Source organism: Micromonospora sp. NPDC049051, assembly GCF_043197575.1.
Taxonomy (GTDB): Bacteria; Actinomycetota; Actinomycetes; order Mycobacteriales; family Micromonosporaceae; genus Micromonospora.
This window is the reverse complement of record NZ_JBICTL010000009.1, coordinates 112,162-130,689: the sequence shown is the minus strand read 5'-3', so window position 1 is coordinate 130,689 and position 18,528 is coordinate 112,162. Positions and strand designations below refer to the sequence as shown.

The 18,528-nt window shown below is 72.6% G+C and carries 16 protein-coding genes; 10 read left to right on the top strand and 6 right to left on the bottom strand.

Annotated elements, in window-relative coordinates; genetic code table 11:
* Positions 1-88 precede the first annotated feature (88 nt).
* From ACGFIR_RS28665 to ACGFIR_RS28645, 5 genes are all read left to right on the top strand, one after another.
* Positions 89-1,753, top strand: coding sequence for an ABC transporter substrate-binding protein (locus ACGFIR_RS28665; RefSeq protein WP_392997887.1), 1,665 nt, complete (start codon positions 89-91; stop codon positions 1,751-1,753).
* Between the two features lie 78 nt (positions 1,754-1,831).
* The gene (locus tag ACGFIR_RS28660; RefSeq protein WP_392997888.1) at positions 1,832-2,836 is read left to right on the top strand and encodes an ABC transporter permease; all 1,005 of its coding nucleotides are present in this window, start codon (positions 1,832-1,834) and stop codon (positions 2,834-2,836) included.
* Entirely contained in the window at positions 2,833-3,789 is a 957-nt protein-coding gene (locus ACGFIR_RS28655; RefSeq protein ID WP_392997889.1) for an ABC transporter permease, read from the top strand. Before ACGFIR_RS28660 ends, ACGFIR_RS28655 begins: the two co-directional genes overlap by 4 nt.
* A 63-nt stretch (positions 3,790-3,852) precedes the next feature.
* On the top strand, positions 3,853-5,034 hold the full coding sequence (locus ACGFIR_RS28650; RefSeq protein ID WP_393148309.1) for an ABC transporter ATP-binding protein: 1,182 nt from the start codon (positions 3,853-3,855) through the stop codon (positions 5,032-5,034).
* Positions 5,031-6,134, top strand: coding sequence for an ABC transporter ATP-binding protein (locus tag ACGFIR_RS28645; RefSeq protein ID WP_392997891.1), 1,104 nt, complete (start codon positions 5,031-5,033; stop codon positions 6,132-6,134). Before ACGFIR_RS28650 ends, ACGFIR_RS28645 begins: the two co-directional genes overlap by 4 nt.
* 161 nt (positions 6,135-6,295) lie before the next feature.
* Here ACGFIR_RS28645 and ACGFIR_RS28640 read toward each other — a convergent pair whose 3' ends face one another.
* Both ACGFIR_RS28640 and ACGFIR_RS28635 read right to left on the bottom strand, forming a co-directional pair.
* Entirely contained in the window at positions 6,296-6,751 is a 456-nt protein-coding gene (locus ACGFIR_RS28640; RefSeq protein ID WP_392997892.1) for a hypothetical protein, read from the bottom strand.
* On the bottom strand, positions 6,733-7,395 hold the full coding sequence (locus ACGFIR_RS28635; protein ID WP_393148307.1) for an HNH endonuclease family protein: 663 nt from the start codon (positions 7,393-7,395) through the stop codon (positions 6,733-6,735). The genes ACGFIR_RS28640 and ACGFIR_RS28635 overlap by 19 nt, the downstream gene beginning before the upstream one ends.
* A gap of 107 nt (positions 7,396-7,502) precedes the next feature.
* Between ACGFIR_RS28635 and ACGFIR_RS28630 the strand changes: the two genes are divergently transcribed.
* Positions 7,503-8,939 carry an MFS transporter gene (locus tag ACGFIR_RS28630; RefSeq protein WP_393148305.1) on the top strand — a complete coding sequence of 479 codons (1,437 nt, stop codon included), beginning with the start codon at positions 7,503-7,505 and terminating at the stop codon, positions 8,937-8,939.
* Positions 8,940-8,980: 41 nt separating this feature from the next.
* On the opposite strand, the gene leuA is transcribed toward ACGFIR_RS28630, so the two are convergent.
* From leuA to ACGFIR_RS28615, 3 genes are all read right to left on the bottom strand, one after another.
* Complete coding sequence (gene leuA / locus ACGFIR_RS28625; RefSeq protein ID WP_393148303.1) at positions 8,981-10,732, bottom strand: 2-isopropylmalate synthase; 1,752 nt, start codon at positions 10,730-10,732, stop codon at positions 8,981-8,983.
* A 237-nt stretch (positions 10,733-10,969) separates the two neighbouring features.
* Positions 10,970-11,521, bottom strand: coding sequence for a nitroreductase family protein (locus ACGFIR_RS28620; RefSeq protein WP_393148301.1), 552 nt, complete (start codon positions 11,519-11,521; stop codon positions 10,970-10,972).
* An 85-nt stretch (positions 11,522-11,606) separates the two neighbouring features.
* Entirely contained in the window at positions 11,607-12,434 is an 828-nt protein-coding gene (locus ACGFIR_RS28615; RefSeq protein WP_393148299.1) for a hypothetical protein, read from the bottom strand.
* Positions 12,435-12,660: 226 nt separating this feature from the next.
* Here ACGFIR_RS28615 and ACGFIR_RS28610 point away from each other — a divergent pair, with 226 nt between their 5' ends.
* Together ACGFIR_RS28610 and ACGFIR_RS28605 are read left to right on the top strand one after the other, a co-directional pair.
* The gene (locus ACGFIR_RS28610) at positions 12,661-13,926 is read left to right on the top strand and encodes an aspartate kinase (RefSeq protein WP_392997898.1); all 1,266 of its coding nucleotides are present in this window, start codon (positions 12,661-12,663) and stop codon (positions 13,924-13,926) included.
* Positions 13,927-13,931: 5 nt separating this feature from the next.
* Positions 13,932-14,993, top strand: coding sequence for an aspartate-semialdehyde dehydrogenase (locus ACGFIR_RS28605; protein WP_392997899.1), 1,062 nt, complete (start codon positions 13,932-13,934; stop codon positions 14,991-14,993).
* Positions 14,994-15,199: 206 nt separating this feature from the next.
* Here ACGFIR_RS28605 and ACGFIR_RS28600 read toward each other — a convergent pair whose 3' ends face one another.
* A complete protein-coding gene (locus ACGFIR_RS28600; protein WP_393148297.1) occupies positions 15,200-16,660 on the bottom strand; it encodes a diguanylate cyclase in 1,461 nt (486 codons plus the stop codon).
* 216 nt (positions 16,661-16,876) lie between these two features.
* On the opposite strand from ACGFIR_RS28600, the gene ACGFIR_RS28595 reads away from it, so the two are divergent.
* Both ACGFIR_RS28595 and ACGFIR_RS28590 read left to right on the top strand, forming a co-directional pair.
* Positions 16,877-17,659, top strand: coding sequence for a phosphodiesterase (locus ACGFIR_RS28595; protein ID WP_392997901.1), 783 nt, complete (start codon positions 16,877-16,879; stop codon positions 17,657-17,659).
* Positions 17,660-17,681: 22 nt separating this feature from the next.
* Complete coding sequence (locus tag ACGFIR_RS28590) at positions 17,682-18,323, top strand: histone deacetylase (protein WP_393148295.1); 642 nt, start codon at positions 17,682-17,684, stop codon at positions 18,321-18,323.
* Positions 18,324-18,528: the final 205 nt, after the last annotated feature.

Genomic DNA, 18,528 nt, shown 5'->3' with positions numbered 1-18,528 from the left:
GCCGGTCCGAACGGCGGCTAAGGTCACGGCGATCGGTGACCCCTGTCACCACGATTGTCCGTAACCCCAAGGACGAGGTGAAGCACCCATGCGTGCATCCAGGCCGAAGGTCGCGATCGCGGCCATCGCGGTCGCGGCCCTCGCGGTAGCAGGCTGCGCCGAGAGCGACCGCGATGACAGTTCCGGCGGTAGCAAGAAGGACACCCTTGTCTTCGGCGTAGCCGGAGACCCGAAGGTGCTCGACCCGAGCTTCGCCAGTGACGGTGAGTCGCTGCGCGTGGCGCGTCAGGTCTTCGAGACGCTGGTCCGTCCGGAGGAGGGTGGCACCAAGGTCACCCCCGGCCTGGCCGAGTCCTGGACGCCGGACGCGGCGGGCACCACGTGGACCTTCAAGCTGCGCTCGGGCGTGAAGTTCCACGACGGCACCGACTTCAACGCCGAGGCGGTCTGCAAGAACTTCGACCGCTGGTACAACGCCAAGGGCCTCATGCAGAGCCCGGACGTGACCGCGTACTGGCAGGACGTCATGGGCGGCTTCGCCAAGAACGAGAGCGCGGACCTGCCGCCGAGCCTCTTCAAGTCCTGCACCGCCAAGGACGCCACGACGGTCGACCTGGCCTTCACCCGCGTCTCCAGCAAGATCCCGGCCGCGCTGATGCTGCCGTCGTTCTCCATGCACAGCCCGACCGCGCTGGAGAAGTACGACGCCAGCAACGTGAGCGGCACCGCCGAGGACATCAAGTACCCGTCCTACGCGATGGAGCACCCGACCGGCACCGGCCCGTTCAAGTTCAAGTCCTGGGACGTCGCCAACAAGACGCTCACCATCGAGCGCAACGAGGACTACGCGGGCAACAAGGCCAAGCTGAAGACCCTCATCTACAAGACCATCTCGGACGAGAACGCGCGCAAGCAGGCGCTGCGCTCCGGCGACATCCAGGGGTACGACCTGGTCGGCCCGGCCGACGTCGAGCCGCTGAAGGGCGAGGGCTTCAACGTCCTGACCCGCCCGGCGTTCAACATCCTCTACCTGGCCATCAACCAGAAGGGGAACCCGAAGCTCGCCGACCTGAAGGTCCGCCAGGCCATCGCGCACGCGCTGAACCGGCAGGCCCTCGTGGACTCGAAGCTGCCCCCGGGCGCCAAGGTCGCCGAGAACTTCCTGCCGGACACCGTCGAGGGCTGGAACGGCGACGTCACCAAGTACGACTACAACCCGGAGAAGGCGAAGGCGCTGCTGGCCGAGGCCGGCGCGACGAACCTGACCCTGAAGTTCCACTACCCGACCGAGGTCACCCGGCCGTACATGCCGAACCCGAAGGACATCTTCGAGCTGCTCTCGGCGGACCTCAAGGCGGTCGGCATCAACGTCCAGGCCATCCCGCTCAAGTGGAGCCCGGACTACCTGAACGCCACCACCTCGGGCAACAAGCACGACCTGCACTTCCTCGGCTGGACCGGTGACTACGGCGACGCCTACAACTTCATCGGCACGTTCTTCGACCGGCCGAAGGACGAGTGGGGCTTCAGCAACCCGGCCCTGTTCGAGCAGTTCAAGGACGCGGACACCACCGCCGACGCGGCGGCCCGGACCGAGAAGTACAAGGCCCTGAACAAGGCCATCATGGACTTCCTGCCCGGCGTCCCGGTGTCGCACTCGCCGCCGGCGATCGTCTTCGGCAAGGACGTGACCGGGGTCAAGGCGAGCCCGCTCACCGACGAGCGGTTCTCCACCGCCGAGTTCAAGTCCTGATCTGACGCTCCGAGTCGTGGGCGGGCGCTGTTTCGGCAGCGCCCGCCCACGACCCTCCGTACCCCTTTCGAGGCCGCCGTGTTCCGGTTCATCGTCAGACGCCTGCTCCAGCTGATACCCACGCTGTTCGGGCTCTCCCTCCTGCTGTTCATCTGGCTCCGCCGACTGCCCGGCGGTCCCGAGACCGCCATCCTCGGTGAGCGAGGGACACCCGAGATGCGCGCTGCGATCCGGCGCAACATGGGCCTCGACGAGCCGATCCTGGTGCAGTACGGCCGGTTCGTACGGCGGCTGGTCCGCCTCGACCTGGGCACGTCGACCTCCACCAAGCGCACCGTCGTCACCGAGTTCGTCGAACGCTTCCCCGGCACGGTGGAGCTGTCCATCACGGCGATGCTGATCGCGGTCGGCGTCGGCATCCCGCTGGGCTACCTGGCGGCCCGGCGTCGCGGCCGGATGCTCGACCACCTCTCCGTCGGCGGCTCGCTGATCGGCATCTGCATCCCGGTCTTCTTCCTCGCGTACGTGCTCAAGGCGATCTTCGCGGAGAACCTCGGCTGGTTCCCGGCGAGCGGCCGGCAGGATCCGACGCTCGGCGCGACGCGGATCACCAACTTCTTCGTCCTCGACGGGATCATGACCCGGGAGTGGGACGCCGCCGCCGACGCGCTCTGGCACCTGGTGCTGCCGGGCGTCGCACTGGCCAGCATCCCGCTGGCGATCATCGTCCGGATCACCCGGGCCAGCGTGCTGGAGGTCCTCAACGAGGACTTCGTACGCACCGCAGAGGCGAAGGGGCTGACCGAGAGCACGGTCCGGCGCCGGCACGTGCTGCGCAACTCCATGCTGCCGGTCGTCACCTCGATCGGCCTGCTCACCGGCGGCCTGCTCTCCGGCGCGGTGCTGACCGAGACCGTCTTCGCCTTCAGCGGCATCGGAGCCTTCATCTACGAGGCGATCAGCCAGCGTGACTATCCGGTCCTGATGGGCTTCATCCTGATCATCGCGGTGGTGTACGTGCTGGTGAACCTCCTGGTCGACCTCTCCTACAGCCTGATCGACCCGAGGGTGAGGGTCCGATGACGATCACCACAGGCAAGAAGAAGGAAAAGATCGACCGGCTCGCCGAGCTGGCGGGCCGGGAGGACGAGCGCGGCGTCAGCCTCTGGAAGGAGGCGTTCCGCCGGTTGCGGCGCAACCCGGCGGCGATCGTCGGCGCGGTGATCCTGAGCCTGTTCCTCCTGGTCGCCATTCTCGGGCCGTTCTTCGTCCCGTACGCCCCGGACGCCCAGCTCTGGAAGGGCGAGATCCGCCTCGGCGACTTCCCCGGCTTCCGGGGCGAGAACTGGTTCGGCGTCGACCACATCGGTCGCGACGAGTTCAGCCGCATGATCGTCGGCGCCCGGCAGACCCTGCTGGTCGGCGTGGTCTCCACCCTGATCGGTCTCGCCGTCGGCTCGCTGATCGGCGGCGTCGCCGGGGCCGCCGCCGGCCTCGGCGGCCGGTGGGGCCGGGCGGTCGACAACGTGCTGATGCGTTTCGTCGACATGCTGCTGGCCATGCCGAGCCTGCTGCTGGCGATCAGCATCGCCGCCCTGCTCGGCGCCGGCCTGACCACCGTCATGATCGCCGTCGGTGTGGTGTCGGTGCCGGTCTTCGCCCGGCTGCTGCGCGGCTCGATGATCTCCCAGGCGAACAGCGACTACGTCCTGGCCGCCGTCTCGCTGGGCGTCAAGAAGCCGAAGATCGCGCTGACCCACGTGGTGCCGAACTCGCTCGCCCCGGTCATCGTGCAGGCCACCCTCACGCTGGCCACCGCGATCATCGAGGCCGCGGCGCTCTCCTTCCTCGGCCTCGGCAACAACGACGCCTCCATCCCGGAGTGGGGTGTGATGCTCGCCGACGCGCAGCAGTACCTCGACTCCGCGCCCAGGCTGGCGATCCTGCCCGCCCTCGCCATCATCGTCACCGCGCTGGGCTTCACCCTGCTCGGCGAGGCGATGCGCGAGGCACTCGACCCGAAGCTGCGGAAGTAGGACCGGTGAGCGCGAGGAGTGAGCTTGCGAGCCCCGCAGTAGCGAACGAAAGGCGGGCCCGTCATGGCTCTGCTTGATGTCGAAGATCTCTCCGTCACCTTCGCCCGGCGCGGCCAGCGCGCCGTGCACGCCGTCGACGGGGTCTCCTTCTCCGTGGACGCGGGCGAGATCGTCGGCCTGGTCGGCGAGTCCGGCTGCGGCAAGAGCGTCACCTCGCTGGCGATCATGGGCCTGCTGCCGAAGCAGCCGGGCCTGCGCGTCGGCGGCAAGGCGGTCTTCGACGGCACGGACCTGCTCCAGCTCGACGACCGGTCCCGGCGGGACATCCGTGGCCGGGACGTCGCGATGATCTTCCAGGATCCGCTCTCGTCGCTGAACCCGGTCATCCCGATCGGGTTGCAGGTCACCGAGGTGCTCACCCGGCACCGGGGGATGAAGGGCGCGGTAGCCGAGAAGGAGGCGGCGCAGCTGCTCGACCGGGTCGGCATCCCGGACCCGAAGCGGCGGCTGAAGGAGTACCCGCACCAGCTTTCCGGCGGCATGCGCCAGCGCGCCCTGATCGCGATGGCCGTGGCCTGCAAGCCCCGGCTGCTGATCGCCGACGAGCCGACCACGGCGCTGGACGTCACCATCCAGGCGCAGATCCTGGAGCTGCTCAAGGAGCTGGTCCGGGACTCCGGCACCGCCCTGGTGATGATCACCCACGACCTGGGCGTGGTCGCCGGCATGTGCGACACGATCAACGTGCTCTACGGCGGCCGGGTGGTGGAGACGGCCCGCCGTCGCCCGCTGTTCCGCGAGCCCCGGCACCCGTACACCGTGGGGCTGCTCGGTTCGGTGCCGCGCCTGGACGCCGGGCGCGGCGAGCGGCTGAACCCAATCCCCGGCTCCGTCCGCGACCTGCTGCCCTGGCCGGACGGCTGCGCCTTCGCGCCGCGCTGCGCGCGGCGGCTCGACGAGTGTGTGGGGGAGCCGCCCGCGCTGGTGCACGCCCACGACGGGCGCAGCTACCGTTGCGTCAACCCGGCTCCGCTGCCCGGCACCGCGCCCCCGCGGTCCGCCACCGGCACCACCCCGGCGGAGCCGGCCGCCCCGGTCACCGCCACCGACGCCCCGGCCGCCACCCCGGCACCGGCGACCGACGCACCGGCGACCGAGGCCCCGGCCGTCACGGTCGCCGACGCCCCGGCGGCGGAGGCGACCGCGGGCCCCGTGCCCGCCCCGCGCGAGGAGGAGAAGCCGTGACCGAGAGCGACATCCTCGTCGAGGTCCGCGACCTGAAGGTGCACTTCCCGATCCGGCGGGGCGTGCTCTTCGACCGGACGATCGGCCACGTGAAGGCCGTCGACGGGGTCGACCTGAGCATCCCGCGCGGCAAGACGTACGGCCTGGTCGGCGAGTCCGGCTGCGGCAAGTCGACGCTGGGCCGGGCGCTGCTCCAGCTCACCCCGCCCACCGGCGGCGAGGTCCGGTTCGACGGCGTCGAGCTGACGAAGCTGCCGGCGGGCAAACTGCGGTCCATGCGCCGCCGGATGCAGATGATCTTCCAGGACCCGATGTCGAGCCTGGACCCCCGGCAGAACGTCGAGTCGATCCTCACCGAGGGTCTACAGGCCCACGGCATCGGCGGCGACCGGGACGCGCGGCGCCGGATCATCGGCGAGACCCTGGACAAGGTCGGGCTGCCCCGCTGGGCGCTCTCCCGCTACCCGCACGAGTTCTCCGGCGGCCAGCGGCAGCGCATCGGCATCGCCCGGGCGCTGGTGCTCGGGCCCGACCTGATCGTCGCCGACGAACCGGTCTCCGCGCTCGACGTGTCGATCCAGGCACAGGTGGTGAACCTGCTCGACGATCTCCAGGACACCCTCGGCCTGACCTACCTGGTGATCGCGCACGACCTCGCGGTGGTGCGGCACATCTCCGACACCGTCGGCGTGATGTACCTGGGCGCACTGGTCGAGGAGGCGCCGAGCGACCGGCTCTACACCGAGCCGCTGCATCCGTACACGCGGGCGCTGATGTCGGCGGTCCCGGTGCCGGACCCGGACGTGGAGGACCGCCGCGAGCGCATCCTGCTCGCCGGCGACCTGCCCTCGCCCGCCAACCCGCCGACGGGCTGCCGGTTCCACACCCGCTGCCCGTGGGCGCAGCCGACCCGCTGCGCCGACGAGCGGCCCGCGCTGCGCGAGATCGGCGGCAGCCGGGTCGCCTGCCACTTCGCCGAGCGGATCGCCAGCGGGGAACTGCGCCCGCACGAGGTCAGCGTGCAGCTCACCCGCCCGCTCGGCGAGGGCGACGAGCCGCACACCGTCTCCGCCCCCAGCGAGCCCGGCTCGTACGTCTGATCCGCGTCACGGGCGCGGCCTTCCGTCGAGGGGGCCGCGTCCGGGCGGGTCGTCGCCGAGGTCCTCCCGATGCGGGGCCTCGACGGGCGTGGCGGTCGTCGACGAGGTCGACCGGCGCGGCGGTTCCGCGCTTCGCCACCGGCGGTGAGTGCCGGGTGCGGTCAGCCCTCGGGGCGGTGCAGCAGCGCGACCGCGATGCCGTGCACCGCGTCCAGCCCGGCCGCGTCGGCCAGCGCGACCCTGCCGCCGGTGACCGCGTACCACTCGTCGGCGTCCTTGTACTGCACCGTCAGCGTGACCTGGCCGTCGGCGTACCCGGTGCGCAGGGTCAGCTCGCCGGTCACCACGCCGACCTCGTCGGTCATCACCCCGCCCGGGCCCGGCACGATGTCGGCCGTACGCTCCTGCGCGGCGGTCGAGGTGCCCTCGGCGTCGGCGGCCATCCCGGCCCCCGGCACCCCGGCGGCAGTGCCGGCCGTGCCGTCCGCCGCCATGCCGGCCGTGCTCGGTCCGGCCGGCGCGCCGCCGGTGGCCGCCGCCGCGTCCTCCCCGGTGGCGTCCGGCGTCTGTTCCGGGGCGGGGGTCGCCCCGGCTCCGGTCACGGCTTGCTCGCCCATGTGCAGCCCTCCAGCATGTCGGTCAGGGCGGCCTTCTCGGCACTGGTCACCGTGAGCCGCCAGTGGTGCTTGACCGTCACCCAGTTCTCGGCGTACTGGCACCAGTACGACCGGTTCGCCGGTTTCCACTGGGACGGGTCCTGGTCACCCTTTGCCCGGTTGGAGGACGCGGAAACCGCGATGAGCTGCGGCCGGTCCAGATCGTTGGCGAACTCGCCGCGCTTCGCGTCGTCCCACTCGTCGGCACCCGAACGCCACGCGTTCGCCAACGGCACCGTGTGGTCGATGTCCACGCCGGACGGGTCGGTGAAGGCGCGGTTGTCGTACACGCTCTCCCAGTGGCCGCCGACCACGTTGCAGCCGGAGAGCCGGATGTCCTCCCCGTCGCGTTTCAACACGCTGTCGCGTACGTCGCAGTTCTTGCCGGTGTTCCGCCAGTGCGGGAAGCGGCTGCGGCTGTAGCCCTTCATCGACCCGGCGGTGGCGACCGTAAGCTGGCTCAGCTTCTGTGCCGCGTTGCCGCCGCCGCCGCTGCTCGGCGCGACGTCCGGCTCGTCGACAGCGACACAACCAGCCGCGCCGAGCGCCAACGCCGCGGCGAGCGCGGCCGTCACCGCGGCGCGCGGTCCTGATCTGGTACGCACAGAGGACACCTCTCCAGCTTGCGGGCTTCCGGCGATCCCGCACAGTACCCCGACCTGGTTTTGGCGATTCGTGGCGTCTCTCATTTCGGGCGGGCAGATTGGACGCCATGACCGCAACCACGCCCGCGCTCCGCCTGGGCACCGCCAAGGGGCGGGGCACCCTGCTCGCCGCCGTCCTCGCCTCGGGCATGGTCTTTCTGGACACCACCGTGGTCAACGTCGCGCTGCCCCGCCTCGGTGCGGACCTCGGCGCCACCGTCGCCGGTCTCCAGTGGACGGTCAACGGCTACCTGCTGATGCTCGCCGCCTTCGTCCTGCTCGGCGGGGCGCTCGGCGACCGCTTCGGGCGGCGGCGGATCTTCCTGCTCGGGGCGGTCTGGTTCACCATCGCGTCGCTGCTCTGCGGGTTGGCCCAGGGCACCGAGTGGCTGATCGCGGCCCGGATCCTCCAGGGCATCGGGGGTGCGCTGCTCACCCCCGGCTCGCTGTCGGTGCTCCAGGCCAGCTTCCATCCGGACGACCGGGGCCGGGCCATCGGCGCCTGGTCGGGGCTCTCCGGCGTCTCCACCGCGCTCGGCCCGTTCCTCGGCGGCTGGCTGATCGACGCGCTCTCCTGGCGGTGGATCTTCTTCCTCAACCTGCCGCTGGCCGTGCTCGTCGTGCTGGCGGCGCTGCGCTGGGTGCCGGAGAGCCGGGACGAGGCCGCGTCCCGCACCGGGGGGTCGGGGCGGGGCCGCCGCCGCTTCGACGTGGCCGGCGCGCTGCTCGGCGCGTTCGCCCTGGCCGGGGTCACGTACGCGTTGATCGACGCCCCCGTCCGGGGCTTCGACTCGCTGCCGGTGCTGGCCGCCGCGCTGACGGGTGTGGCCGGCGCGGTGGCCTTCGTGCTCGTCGAGCGACGCCGGGGAGACGCCGCGATGCTGCCCACCGGGCTGTTCGGCAGCCGGCTCTTCTCGGTGCTGAACGTCTTCACCGTGCTCGTCTACGCGGCGCTCGGCGGCTTCACCTTCTTCCTCGCCGTCTACCTCCAGAACGTGGTCGGCTGGTCGGCGCTGCTCACCGGGGTCGCGCTGCTGCCGATGACGGTGCTGCTGCTGGTCGGCTCGGCCCGCGCCGGCGCGCTGTCGGCGCGGATCGGGCCGCGGCTGCCGCTGACCGTCGGGCCGGTGGTCGCCGCCGCCGGGCTGGTGCTGCTGCGTGGCGTCGGCCCCGACGCGTCGTACTGGCGGGACGTGCTGCCCGGCGTGGTGCTCTTCGGGCTCGGGCTGACGCTGGTGGTGGCGCCGCTGACCGCGTCCGTGCTGGCCGCCGTGGACGACCGGTTCGCGGGCGTGGCGAGCGGCTTCAACAACGCCGCGTCCCGGGCGGGCGGCCTGCTGGCGGTGGCCGCGCTCCCGCTGCTGGTCGGGCTCTCCGGCTCCGGCTACGCCCAGCCGGCCGAGCTGACCGGCGCGTACCGGGGCGCGATGCTCTGGTGCGCCGGCCTGCTGCTGGCCGGCGCGGCGATGGCCGCCCTGCTCATCCACCGCCCGCCGAAGCGGTAGGAAGGGCACCCTGCCGCAGCAGGATGCCCTTCCTCGCCGGGTCAGGCGCGGGCGCGGTTGACGGCGCTCGTCACGGCCTTCACGGAGGCGGTCACGATGTTGGCGTCGGTGCCGACGCCCCAGACCGTCCGGCCGTCGACCTCGCACTCCACGTACGCGGCGGCCTGCGCGTCCCCACCGGAGGAGAGCGCGTGCTCGTGGTAGTCGAGCACCCGTACCGCCACGCCCACCGAGTCGAGCGCGTTGACGTACGCGTCGATGGGGCCGTTGCCGACGGCGGTCAGCGTGTGGGACTGCCCGCCCTGGCCGACGCGGGCCTCGATTTCGACCTTGCCGTCGGCGGTGCCGATGGCGTACCCGTCCAGGGTGAGCGCCGGGTCGGCCTGGTGGTCGAGCAGGTAGTGCCCGGCGAAGATCTCCCACATCGTGCCCGGGTCGACCTCGCCGCCGTCGTGGTCGGTGACCTGCTGGACCACGCCGGAGAACTCGATCTGGAGCCGGCGCGGCAGGTCGAGCTGGTGCTCGCTCTTCATGATGTACGCGACGCCGCCCTTGCCGGACTGCGAGTTGACCCGGATGACGGCCTCGTAGGTGCGGCCCAGGTCCTTCGGGTCGATCGGCAGGTAGGGCACCGCCCAGGTGTGCTGGTCGATCGGCACCCCGGCCGCCGCCGCGTCCCTGGCGAGGGCGTCGAAGCCCTTCTTGATCGCGTCCTGGTGCGAGCCGGAGAAGGCGGTGTAGACCAGGTCGCCCGCGTACGGGTGGCGCTCGTGCACCGGGAGCTGGTTGCAGTACTCGACGGCGCGCTTCACCTCGTCGATGTTCGAGAAGTCGATCATCGGGTCGACGCCCTGGGAGAAGAGGTTCAGCCCCAGCGTCACCAGGTCGACGTTGCCCGTGCGCTCGCCGTTGCCGAACAGGCAGCCCTCGACCCGGTCCGCGCCGGCCAGCAGCCCCAGCTCGGCGGCGGCGACGCCGGTGCCCCGGTCGTTGTGCGGGTGCAGGCTCAGCACCAGGCTGTCGCGGCGGGGCAGGTGCCGGTTCATCCACTCGATCGAGTCGGCGTAGACGTTCGGCATGGCCATCTCGACCGTGGCCGGCAGGTTGACGATCAGCTTGCGGTCCGGCGTCGGGTCGATCACCTCGATGACTTTGGTGCAGACCTCCAGCGCGTAGTCCAGCTCCGTGCCCGTGTAGGACTCGGGCGAGTACTCGTAGTAGATGTCCGTGTCCGGGGTGTGGATCTCCGCGTACTTGCGGCAGAGCCGCGCGCCCTGGGCGGCGATGTCGGCGATGCCGTCGCGGTCCAGCCCGAAGACCACCCGCCGCTGGAGCGTGGAGGTCGAGTTGTAGAAGTGCACGATCGCCCGCCGGGCGCCGCGCAGCGACTCGAAGGTCCGGTCGATCAGGTGCTCCCGGCACTGGGTGAGCACCTGGATCGTGACGTCCTCGGGGATCAGGTCCTGCTCGATGAGCTGCCGTACGAAGTCGTAGTCCGTCTGGCTCGCCGAGGGGAAGCCGACCTCGATCTCCTTGTAGCCCATCTGCACGAGCAGCTGGAACATCCGGCGCTTGCGCTCCGGCGACATCGGGTCGATCAGCGCCTGGTTGCCGTCGCGCAGGTCCACCGCGCACCAGCGCGGCGCGGCCTCGACGTGCCGGGTCGGCCAGGTGCGGTCGGGCAGGTCGATGCGGAACTGCTGCTGGAAGGGCTCGTAGCGGTGGTACGGCATCCGGCTGGGGCGCTGCCGGGCGATCGGATCGTTCTCAGCGTCGGTGACGGGTCGAGCCATGACGGAGTGCTCCTCGGAACATGTGGCGTCAGCAATCGGAAGGTTTCGGCCGGGTGCCGGGCGACGGTGCCCGGGCGGTTGCCGATGGGAGGTTCGGATGTGCTGGACGGCGCGGTTCGACTCCGCGACGAGGTGCCGGCCTTCAGGCCTCGTCGCGGCGACCAAGGAGGAGGTACGCCTGCCACATGACGACGTAACCCTACGTGGCGGGATGGGGTGTGGGAAGGCAGGTCCGGACTATGAGACGCACTTCGCATACCTGCCGGTCAGCAGCAGGTCGGCCAGGGGGAGCCGGCGGCGCAGGCCGGTCTCGGAGCGCAGCAGGTCGGCGGGGAGGCTGAGCGGGTCGCCGAGCTGCCCGACGGCCGCCACCACGTGCGGTCGTACGTCCGCCGGCAGGTCGAGGTCGGCGGTCAGGCCGGCGTGGTCGAGTTCGTGCAGCTGGCGTACGTGCAGGCCGAGCGCCGTGGCCTGCACGGTGAGGTGGGCGACGGCCTGGCCCAGGTCGTACGCGTGCCCGGCGGATCCGGTGCGGTGCGCGCCGAGCAGCAGGGCGGCGGCGCGCTGCGCCCAGCGCTGGTCGGCTTCGGGCAGGTTGACCAGGATCCGCTTGAACGTCTCGTCGTTGCGGTGCCCGAGCGCGAACCGCCACGGTTGGCCGTTGCCGGCCGAGGGCGCCCAGCGGGCCGCCTCCAGCAGCGCGGCCGCGTCCTCGCCGGACAGCTCCGCCACCGGGTCGAAGGACCGGGGGCTCCAGCGGAACGCGAGCAGCGGGGTGAGGTCGGCCATGCGTCAAGTGTCCCGTAAGGGCGAATCAGTCCTTTAGGTCGGGATGTCCGAATGTGGCGAAGAGCACCCGTAACGTGCCCGACGCTCAGAACGTTCCCGCGCCCGGGCTCGCGGACGGTTCCCCGGTCGGGTCCGGCGTCGCCGTGCCGAGCGGCTCGGCGTCGACCACCGGCCCGGCCAGCTGCACGGTGGCCGGGGCCGGGGCCGGCGTACCGACGAGGAGGAGCGTGCCGAAGGCGGCGTGCACCGCCGTGGGGGTGCCGTCGGGGCCGTAGCAGTAGATCCCCACGTCGAGGGGCGCGTTGATCGACGCCGAGGTGGTCTCGACGGAGTAGCAGGCGCCGGACGCGCCGGACGGCGGCTGGGCGGGCGACACGGCGAGCGGGGCCCGCCGGTCGGTCAGCACGGCCAGCCAGTCGGTGAACGGGTGCTGCACCCGGGGATCGAGCCGGCGGGGCACCGCCTCGTCCTTGTCGCCGAGGCGTACGCAGGCCGCCGGCTCGGGTCGGGCGGCGGACGGCAGCGCGCACTGGAACAGCCCGTCGGCGGTGGCGGCGAACGAGACGTCGGCGCTCCCGCCGAGGGCGCCGCCCGGCACGTCGACCCGCCAACTGCCGTCGTTCGCGCTGGTCACCAGGATCGTCCGGTCCGGGGCTCCCGGGGCGCGCAGCGTGTAGCTCGCGACCAGGTGCCGGTCCTGCGCGGCGGCCGCCAGCGCGGCCAGTTCGTCGCGCGCCGCGTCCAGGCCCGCCGGCGCCGGTGCCGAGGTGGGCGTGGGCCGGGTGGCCGGCTCGTCGGCGGCGCAGGCGACGAGGAGCGCGGGCAGGGCGAGCGCGAGCGGGCCGGCGAGACGTCGCGCCAGCGCGCGCAGGGGCTTCGCGGAAGGCCCGGCCGGGCGGAGATGGGCGTGCACGGGCACATTCTGCGGCCCGGGAACGACGCGCGGGGGGCCCTGCCGGCGCGGCGTCCCGGCGTGTCGCGCACCACCCCGGCCCCGGCGGACCCGCCGGATCGTGGGATCACCCGACCAGGCCCGGTCAGGCGACCGATACCCTGGGTGCGTCCGACATCGCGCCGCCGGCTGAAGGGTCGGCGGCGTCGGCACGCTCAGGACCGTCGCTGGGAGGGAGTGCACCGTCGTGGCACTCGTGGTGCAGAAGTACGGCGGGTCCTCCGTCGGCAACGCGGAGCGGATCAAGCGGGTGGCCGAGCGCATCGTCGCCGCCCGCAAGGCCGGCGACGACGTCGTCGTCGTGGTCTCCGCCATGGGGGACACGACCGACGAGCTGCTCGACCTGGCCAACCAGGTCAGCCCGCTGCCGCCGGGTCGCGAACTGGACATGCTGCTCACCGCCGGGGAGCGGATCTCCATGGCGTTGCTCGCCATGGCCATCCACAACCTGGGGTACGAGGCCCGCTCGTTCACCGGCTCGCAGGCCGGCGTGATCACCACGTCGGTGCACGGCCGGGCGCGGATCATCGACGTCACGCCGGGCCGGCTCAAGGGCGCGCTCGACGAGGGCGCGGTGGTCATCGTCGCCGGCTTCCAGGGCGTGTCGCAGGACACCAAGGACGTCACCACGCTGGGCCGGGGCGGTTCCGACACCACCGCCGTGGCGCTCGCCGCCGCGTTGCAGGCGGACGTCTGCGAGATCTACACCGACGTCGACGGCGTCTTCAGCGCCGACCCGCGCATCGTCCCGAACGCGCGGCACATCACCCAGATCACGTACGAGGAGATGTTGGAGCTGGCCGCCTGCGGCGCCAAGATCCTGCACCTGCGCAGCGTGGAGTACGCCCGCCGGGCGGGCTTGCCGATCCACGTCCGTTCGTCATACTCGACCAACACCGGCACCATGGTCACCGGATCGATGGAGGACCTTCCTGTGGAGCAAGCACTGATCACCGGGGTCGCCCACGACCGCAGCGAAGCCAAGATCACGATCGTGGGGGTGCCCGACGAGCCGGGCGCCGCCGCGCGGATCTTCGACACCGTGGCCGGCGCCGAGATCAACCTCGACATGATCGTGCAGAACGTGTCGACCGAGGGCACCGGCCGTACGGACATCTCCTTCACGCTGCCCAAGGCCGACGGCCCGACGGCCATGGCCGCCCTCAGCAAGATCCAGGAGTCGGTCAAGTTCAAGGGCCTGCTCTACGACGACCACGTCGGCAAGGTCTCGCTGATCGGGGCCGGCATGCGCTCGCACCCCGGCGTCGCGGCCGGCTTCTTCGCCGCCCTCGGCGCGGCCGGGGTCAACATCGAGATGATCTCCACCTCGGAGATCCGGGTCTCCGTGGTCTGCCGCGACACCGACCTGGACGCCGCCGTACGCGCCATCCACGAGGCATTCGACCTCGGTGGCGACACCGAGGCCGTCGTCTACGCGGGGACGGGACGGTAGCCAGCGTGTCGGCGCTGCCCACCCTGGCCGTGGTCGGGGCGACCGGTGCTGTCGGCACGGTGATGTGCGAGCTGCTCAGCGGGCGCAAGAACGTCTGGGGCGAGATCCGGCTGCTCGCCTCCGAGCGCTCGGTCGGGCGGCGGCTGCGCTGCCGGGGTGAGGAGCTGACCGTCCAGGCGCTGACCCCGGAGGCGTTCGACGGCGTCGACGTGGCGATGTTCGACGTCCCGGACGAGGTCTCCGCGCAGTGGGCGCCGATCGCGGTCGCGCGTGGAGCCGTCGCGGTGGACAACTCCGGCGCCTTCCGGATGGACCGCGACGTCCCGCTGGTGGTGCCGGAGATCAACCCCGAGCAGGTACGCAACCGGCCGAGGGGGATCATCGCCAACGCCAACTGCACCACCCTGGCGATGATCATCGCGATCGCCCCGCTGCACCGCGAGTACGGGCTGCGCGAACTCGTGCTCGCCTCCTACCAGGCGGCCTCCGGCGCGGGCCAGAGCGGCGTGGACGCCCTGCACGCCCAGCTCACCAAGATCTCCGGGGACCGGGCGCTCGGCTCTCGCGCCGGCGACGTACGCCAGGCGGTCGGCGACGACGTGGGCCCGTTCCCCGCGCCGCTGGCGCTCAACGTGGTGCCCTGGGCCGGCTCCCTGGTCGACGCGGGATGGTCGTCCGAGGAGATGAAACTGCGCAACGAGTCGCGCAAGATCCTCGGGCTGCCCGACCTCAAGGTCTCCGCCACCTGCGTACGGGTGCCCGTGGTGACCGGCCACTCCGTCGCGGTGCACGCCGTCTTCGCCACCGAGGTCGACGCCGAGGGCGCCCGCGAGGTGTTGCGGAACGCGCCCGGGGTGATCCTGGTCGACGACCCCGCCGCGGGAGAGTTCCCGATGCCCATCGACGCGGTCGGCACCGACCCGTCCTGGGTGGGCCGGCTCCGGCGCGCCGTCGACGACCCCCGCGCCCTGGACTTCTTCGTCACCGGCGACAACCTCCGCAAGGGCGCCGCCCTCAACACGGCCCAGATAGCCGAACTCCTGGCCAAGGAACTAACCCCCCGCTGACCCACCGGCCACCCCCATCCGCGCCTCCCCACCCTCCCCACCCCTCCCAGGCCCTTCTCCGCGCACTCCCCGCCCCCTCTCCGGCGTCGATCATGCACTCGTGGTGGGCGAATACTGCCCTTTCATGGCTTTCGCGGAGCACCACAACTGCATGATCGACGCGGGTCGGCGGGTGGGGCGCGGGTCGGGGTGGGGGCGCGGGTGGGTCAGGCGGGGGCCAGGCGGACGCCGTCGCGGCCGTGGTGTTTCACCGCGTAGAGCGCCTGGTCGGCGCGGCGCAGCGTGGCCTCCGGGGACTCGCCGGGGCGGGGCAGGGCCACGCCGACGCTGATCGTGCGGCCGATCCGCCGCGCCGCCTCGGCCAGGCGCTCGGCGATCCGGACCGCCTCCTCCGGGCGCGCCACCTCGATCACCGCCACGAACTCGTCGCCGCCGATCCGGTAGAGCTCGTCGCCGTGGCGTAGCGCAGCCTCCAGGGCCCGGGCCAGCCGGACGAGCACCCGGTCGCCGGCCTGGTGGCCGTACGTGTCGTTGACGGCCTTGAAGCCGTCCACGTCGATCGCCAGCAGGGCCGTACGCCCCGGGGTGGCGACCGCGATCCGCCGGCCGAACGGCCCGGTGTGCCGTAGCCCGGTCAACGGGTCCGAGTTGGCCTGCTCGCGCAGCCGGGCCAGGGTACGCAGCCGTTCCAGGCAGCTCCACGCCTGCCCGGCGAGCAGCTCCAACAGGTTGACGGTGGTCGGGTCGGGGCGCAGCAGCCGTTCGTCGGCGACCAGCAGCACCCCGCCGTCGTCGGGCTGGCCCACGGGCACCGCGACCAGGGTGCGTACCCCCGCCCGGGTCAGCGGCAGGTGGTCGGGGACGGGCGGGTGTCCCGCCTCGCCGAGCGTGTAGCCCACGCCGTGCCGGTGCGCGCGGGCGACCAGCCGGTCCAGCGCGGCCGGGCCCGCCTCGGTCAGCTCCGCCCGGATCCGGGCCTCCAACTCGCACGGGGTGGCCGGTGGGGTGCCCAGCCGGGGCCCGTCCGGGCCGGCACCGGCCTGGTCGCCGGCGCGGCGGGTCCGGCGTTCGTCGAGCAGCAGCACCGCCGCGGAGAGCGTGGAGACGTCCCGGGCCGCGGCGATCGCGGCGGCGAACAGGTCCCACTCCGTCGACGCGGCGGTCAGCGCGGCGGTGTGCCGGAGGAGCTTCTCGCTGCGGCTCTCCGCCGGTGGCCCGCCGAGCGCCACGATGCGGGCGCCGAGCCGGGCCGCCAGCCGCTCGGCGGTGTCGCGCCACGGGGCCAGGTCGGTCGGGCCGCTCCATTGCAGGTCCAGCACGCCGAGGGGCCGGCCCGCCGGGTCCAGCACCGGTACGCACACCTCGGCGGTGACGTCGGGGCGTACCGGGATGTAGTCGGGGTCCTCGGTGACGTCGGGCACGACGGCGGTCTCGCCGGAGGCGTACACCCGGCCCACGATCCCGGTCTTCGGCGGCACGGTGGAGAAGACCTGCCAGGAGCCGGTGGCCGCGACGCAGCGCAGCCGGTCGTGGACGTGCAGGAGGACGGAGATGGTGGCCGGCGCGTGCCGGGCGAGCGCGGTGACCGCGTACCGGCACGCCTCGACGGCGGTCGACGCCATGGGGAGGCGGACCGTGACGTCACGGATGACTCGCTCGTGATCCACTCGGCACGTCGTTCCAGGTAGGGAGGGCTGCGACCGGCGGGCGGGCCCGGATCAAGCGTACTCAGCGGGGGCCCGGAGCGCCGTGGCCAAGATCGCTCGGACGCCTTCGTACACATGTGCCATCCACAGGCTGTGGACAGGGCCTGTGGGCACGGGCAGGCCGCACGCCGGGGCTCGCGGCGATAGCGTGAGGGTCCCGGTCGAGTGGAGGCACCGATGCTCATCGCCCAGCTCAGTGATCCGCACCTGACCACCGGCGCGCTCGCCGCCGAGCCGGCCGCCGGGCTGCACCACGCCCTCGGGCGGGTGCTGGCGCTGAATCCCCGGCCCGACTGCGTGGTCGTCACCGGCGACCTGGTCGATCGTGGCCGTCCCGACGAGTACGCGACGCTGCGCGAGATCATCGGCCGGTTCCCGCTGCCGGTGCACCTGGTCGCCGGCAACCACGACGACCGGGAGTCGCTGCTGGACGCGTTCGGCGGCACCCTGTGGCTCGGCGGCGGCTTCTCGGCGTACTACCACGTGGACCACCCGGAGGCCACCGTCGTGGTGCTGGACTCGGTGATGCCGGGCGGGGACGGCGCCGGCTGTCTCGGCGAGGACCAGCTCGGCTGGCTGGACGGGGTGCTGGCCGGCCGCCCCGAGGTGCCGGCCGTGGTCTGCCTGCACCACCCGCCGGCGCCGGTCGGCATCCCGTTCCTCGACGGCATCGGGCTGACCGACGGCGACGCGCTGGCCGAGGTGGTCCGCCGGCACCCGCACGTCGTCCGGGTGATCGCCGGGCACGTCCACCGCCCGGTCACGGTGACCTTCGCCGGCACGGTGCTCACCACCGCGCCGAGCACCTGGCGGCAGAGTTCGCTCACCACCAGCGCCGACGAGCAGATCGGCTGGGTCGCCGAGCCGACCGGCTTCCTGCTGCACCAGGTCACCGGGAGCGGATGCGTCACGCACCTGGTGCAGGCCAGCCACGCCGCCGGCATCACCTGCCCGTTCTGAGGCGCGGGCGGGGCGGGCCGCGATGGGCGAGGTCTGGTACGTCGCGTACGGGTCGAACATGCACGCCGCCCGGCTGGGTTTCTACCTGGCCGGGGGCTGCCCGCCCGGCGGGCGCCGGACGTACCCGGGCTGCCGGGACCCGCGACCCCCGAGGCGTACGGTCCCGGTGGCGCTGCCCGGCGGGGTCTACTTCGCCGGCGAGTCCCGGGCCTGGACCGGCGGGATGGCGTTCTACGACCCGGCGCTGCCGGGCGAGGCGGCGGCCCGGGCCTACCTGCTCGACGTCGGGCAGTTCGCCGACGTGGCCGCCCAGGAGATGTACCGGGAGCCCGGCGCCGACGTCGACCTGATCGCCGAGGCCGTGGCCACGGGGCGGGCCACCCTCGGACCCGGCCGCTACGAGACGCTGCTCTGCCCCGGCCGGCTCGACGGGCTCCCACTCCTGACCTTCACCGCCCCGTGGGCGGCGTCCGAGGTGCCGTGGCGCGCGCCCGCCCCGGCCTACCTCGGCATGATCGCCCGGGGCCTGCGCGAGTCGCACGGCTGGGACAGCGACCGGATCGTCGCCTACCTGCTGGCGCGCCCCGGCGTCGCCGGTGCCTGGGACGCGGCGGCCGTCACGGCGCTGACCGTCGCGCCGGAGCCGCGCGAAGTGCCGGGATGAGCGTCGCGTCGGCTGCTATCCGGCACCGAACGCCGGCCGGTGACGGGACGGTCGGTGTCCGGCGGCTCACCGCCCGGTCATCCCCGCGTCCCGTCGGACGACCGGCGTACGTCCCGTCGGGCGGGAGCTGATCAACCGGCCAGCCGCAATCGCCCGGCGCGGTCGTTTCACTGTCCACAATCGCCTTCCGGCGTCGATAACCTCG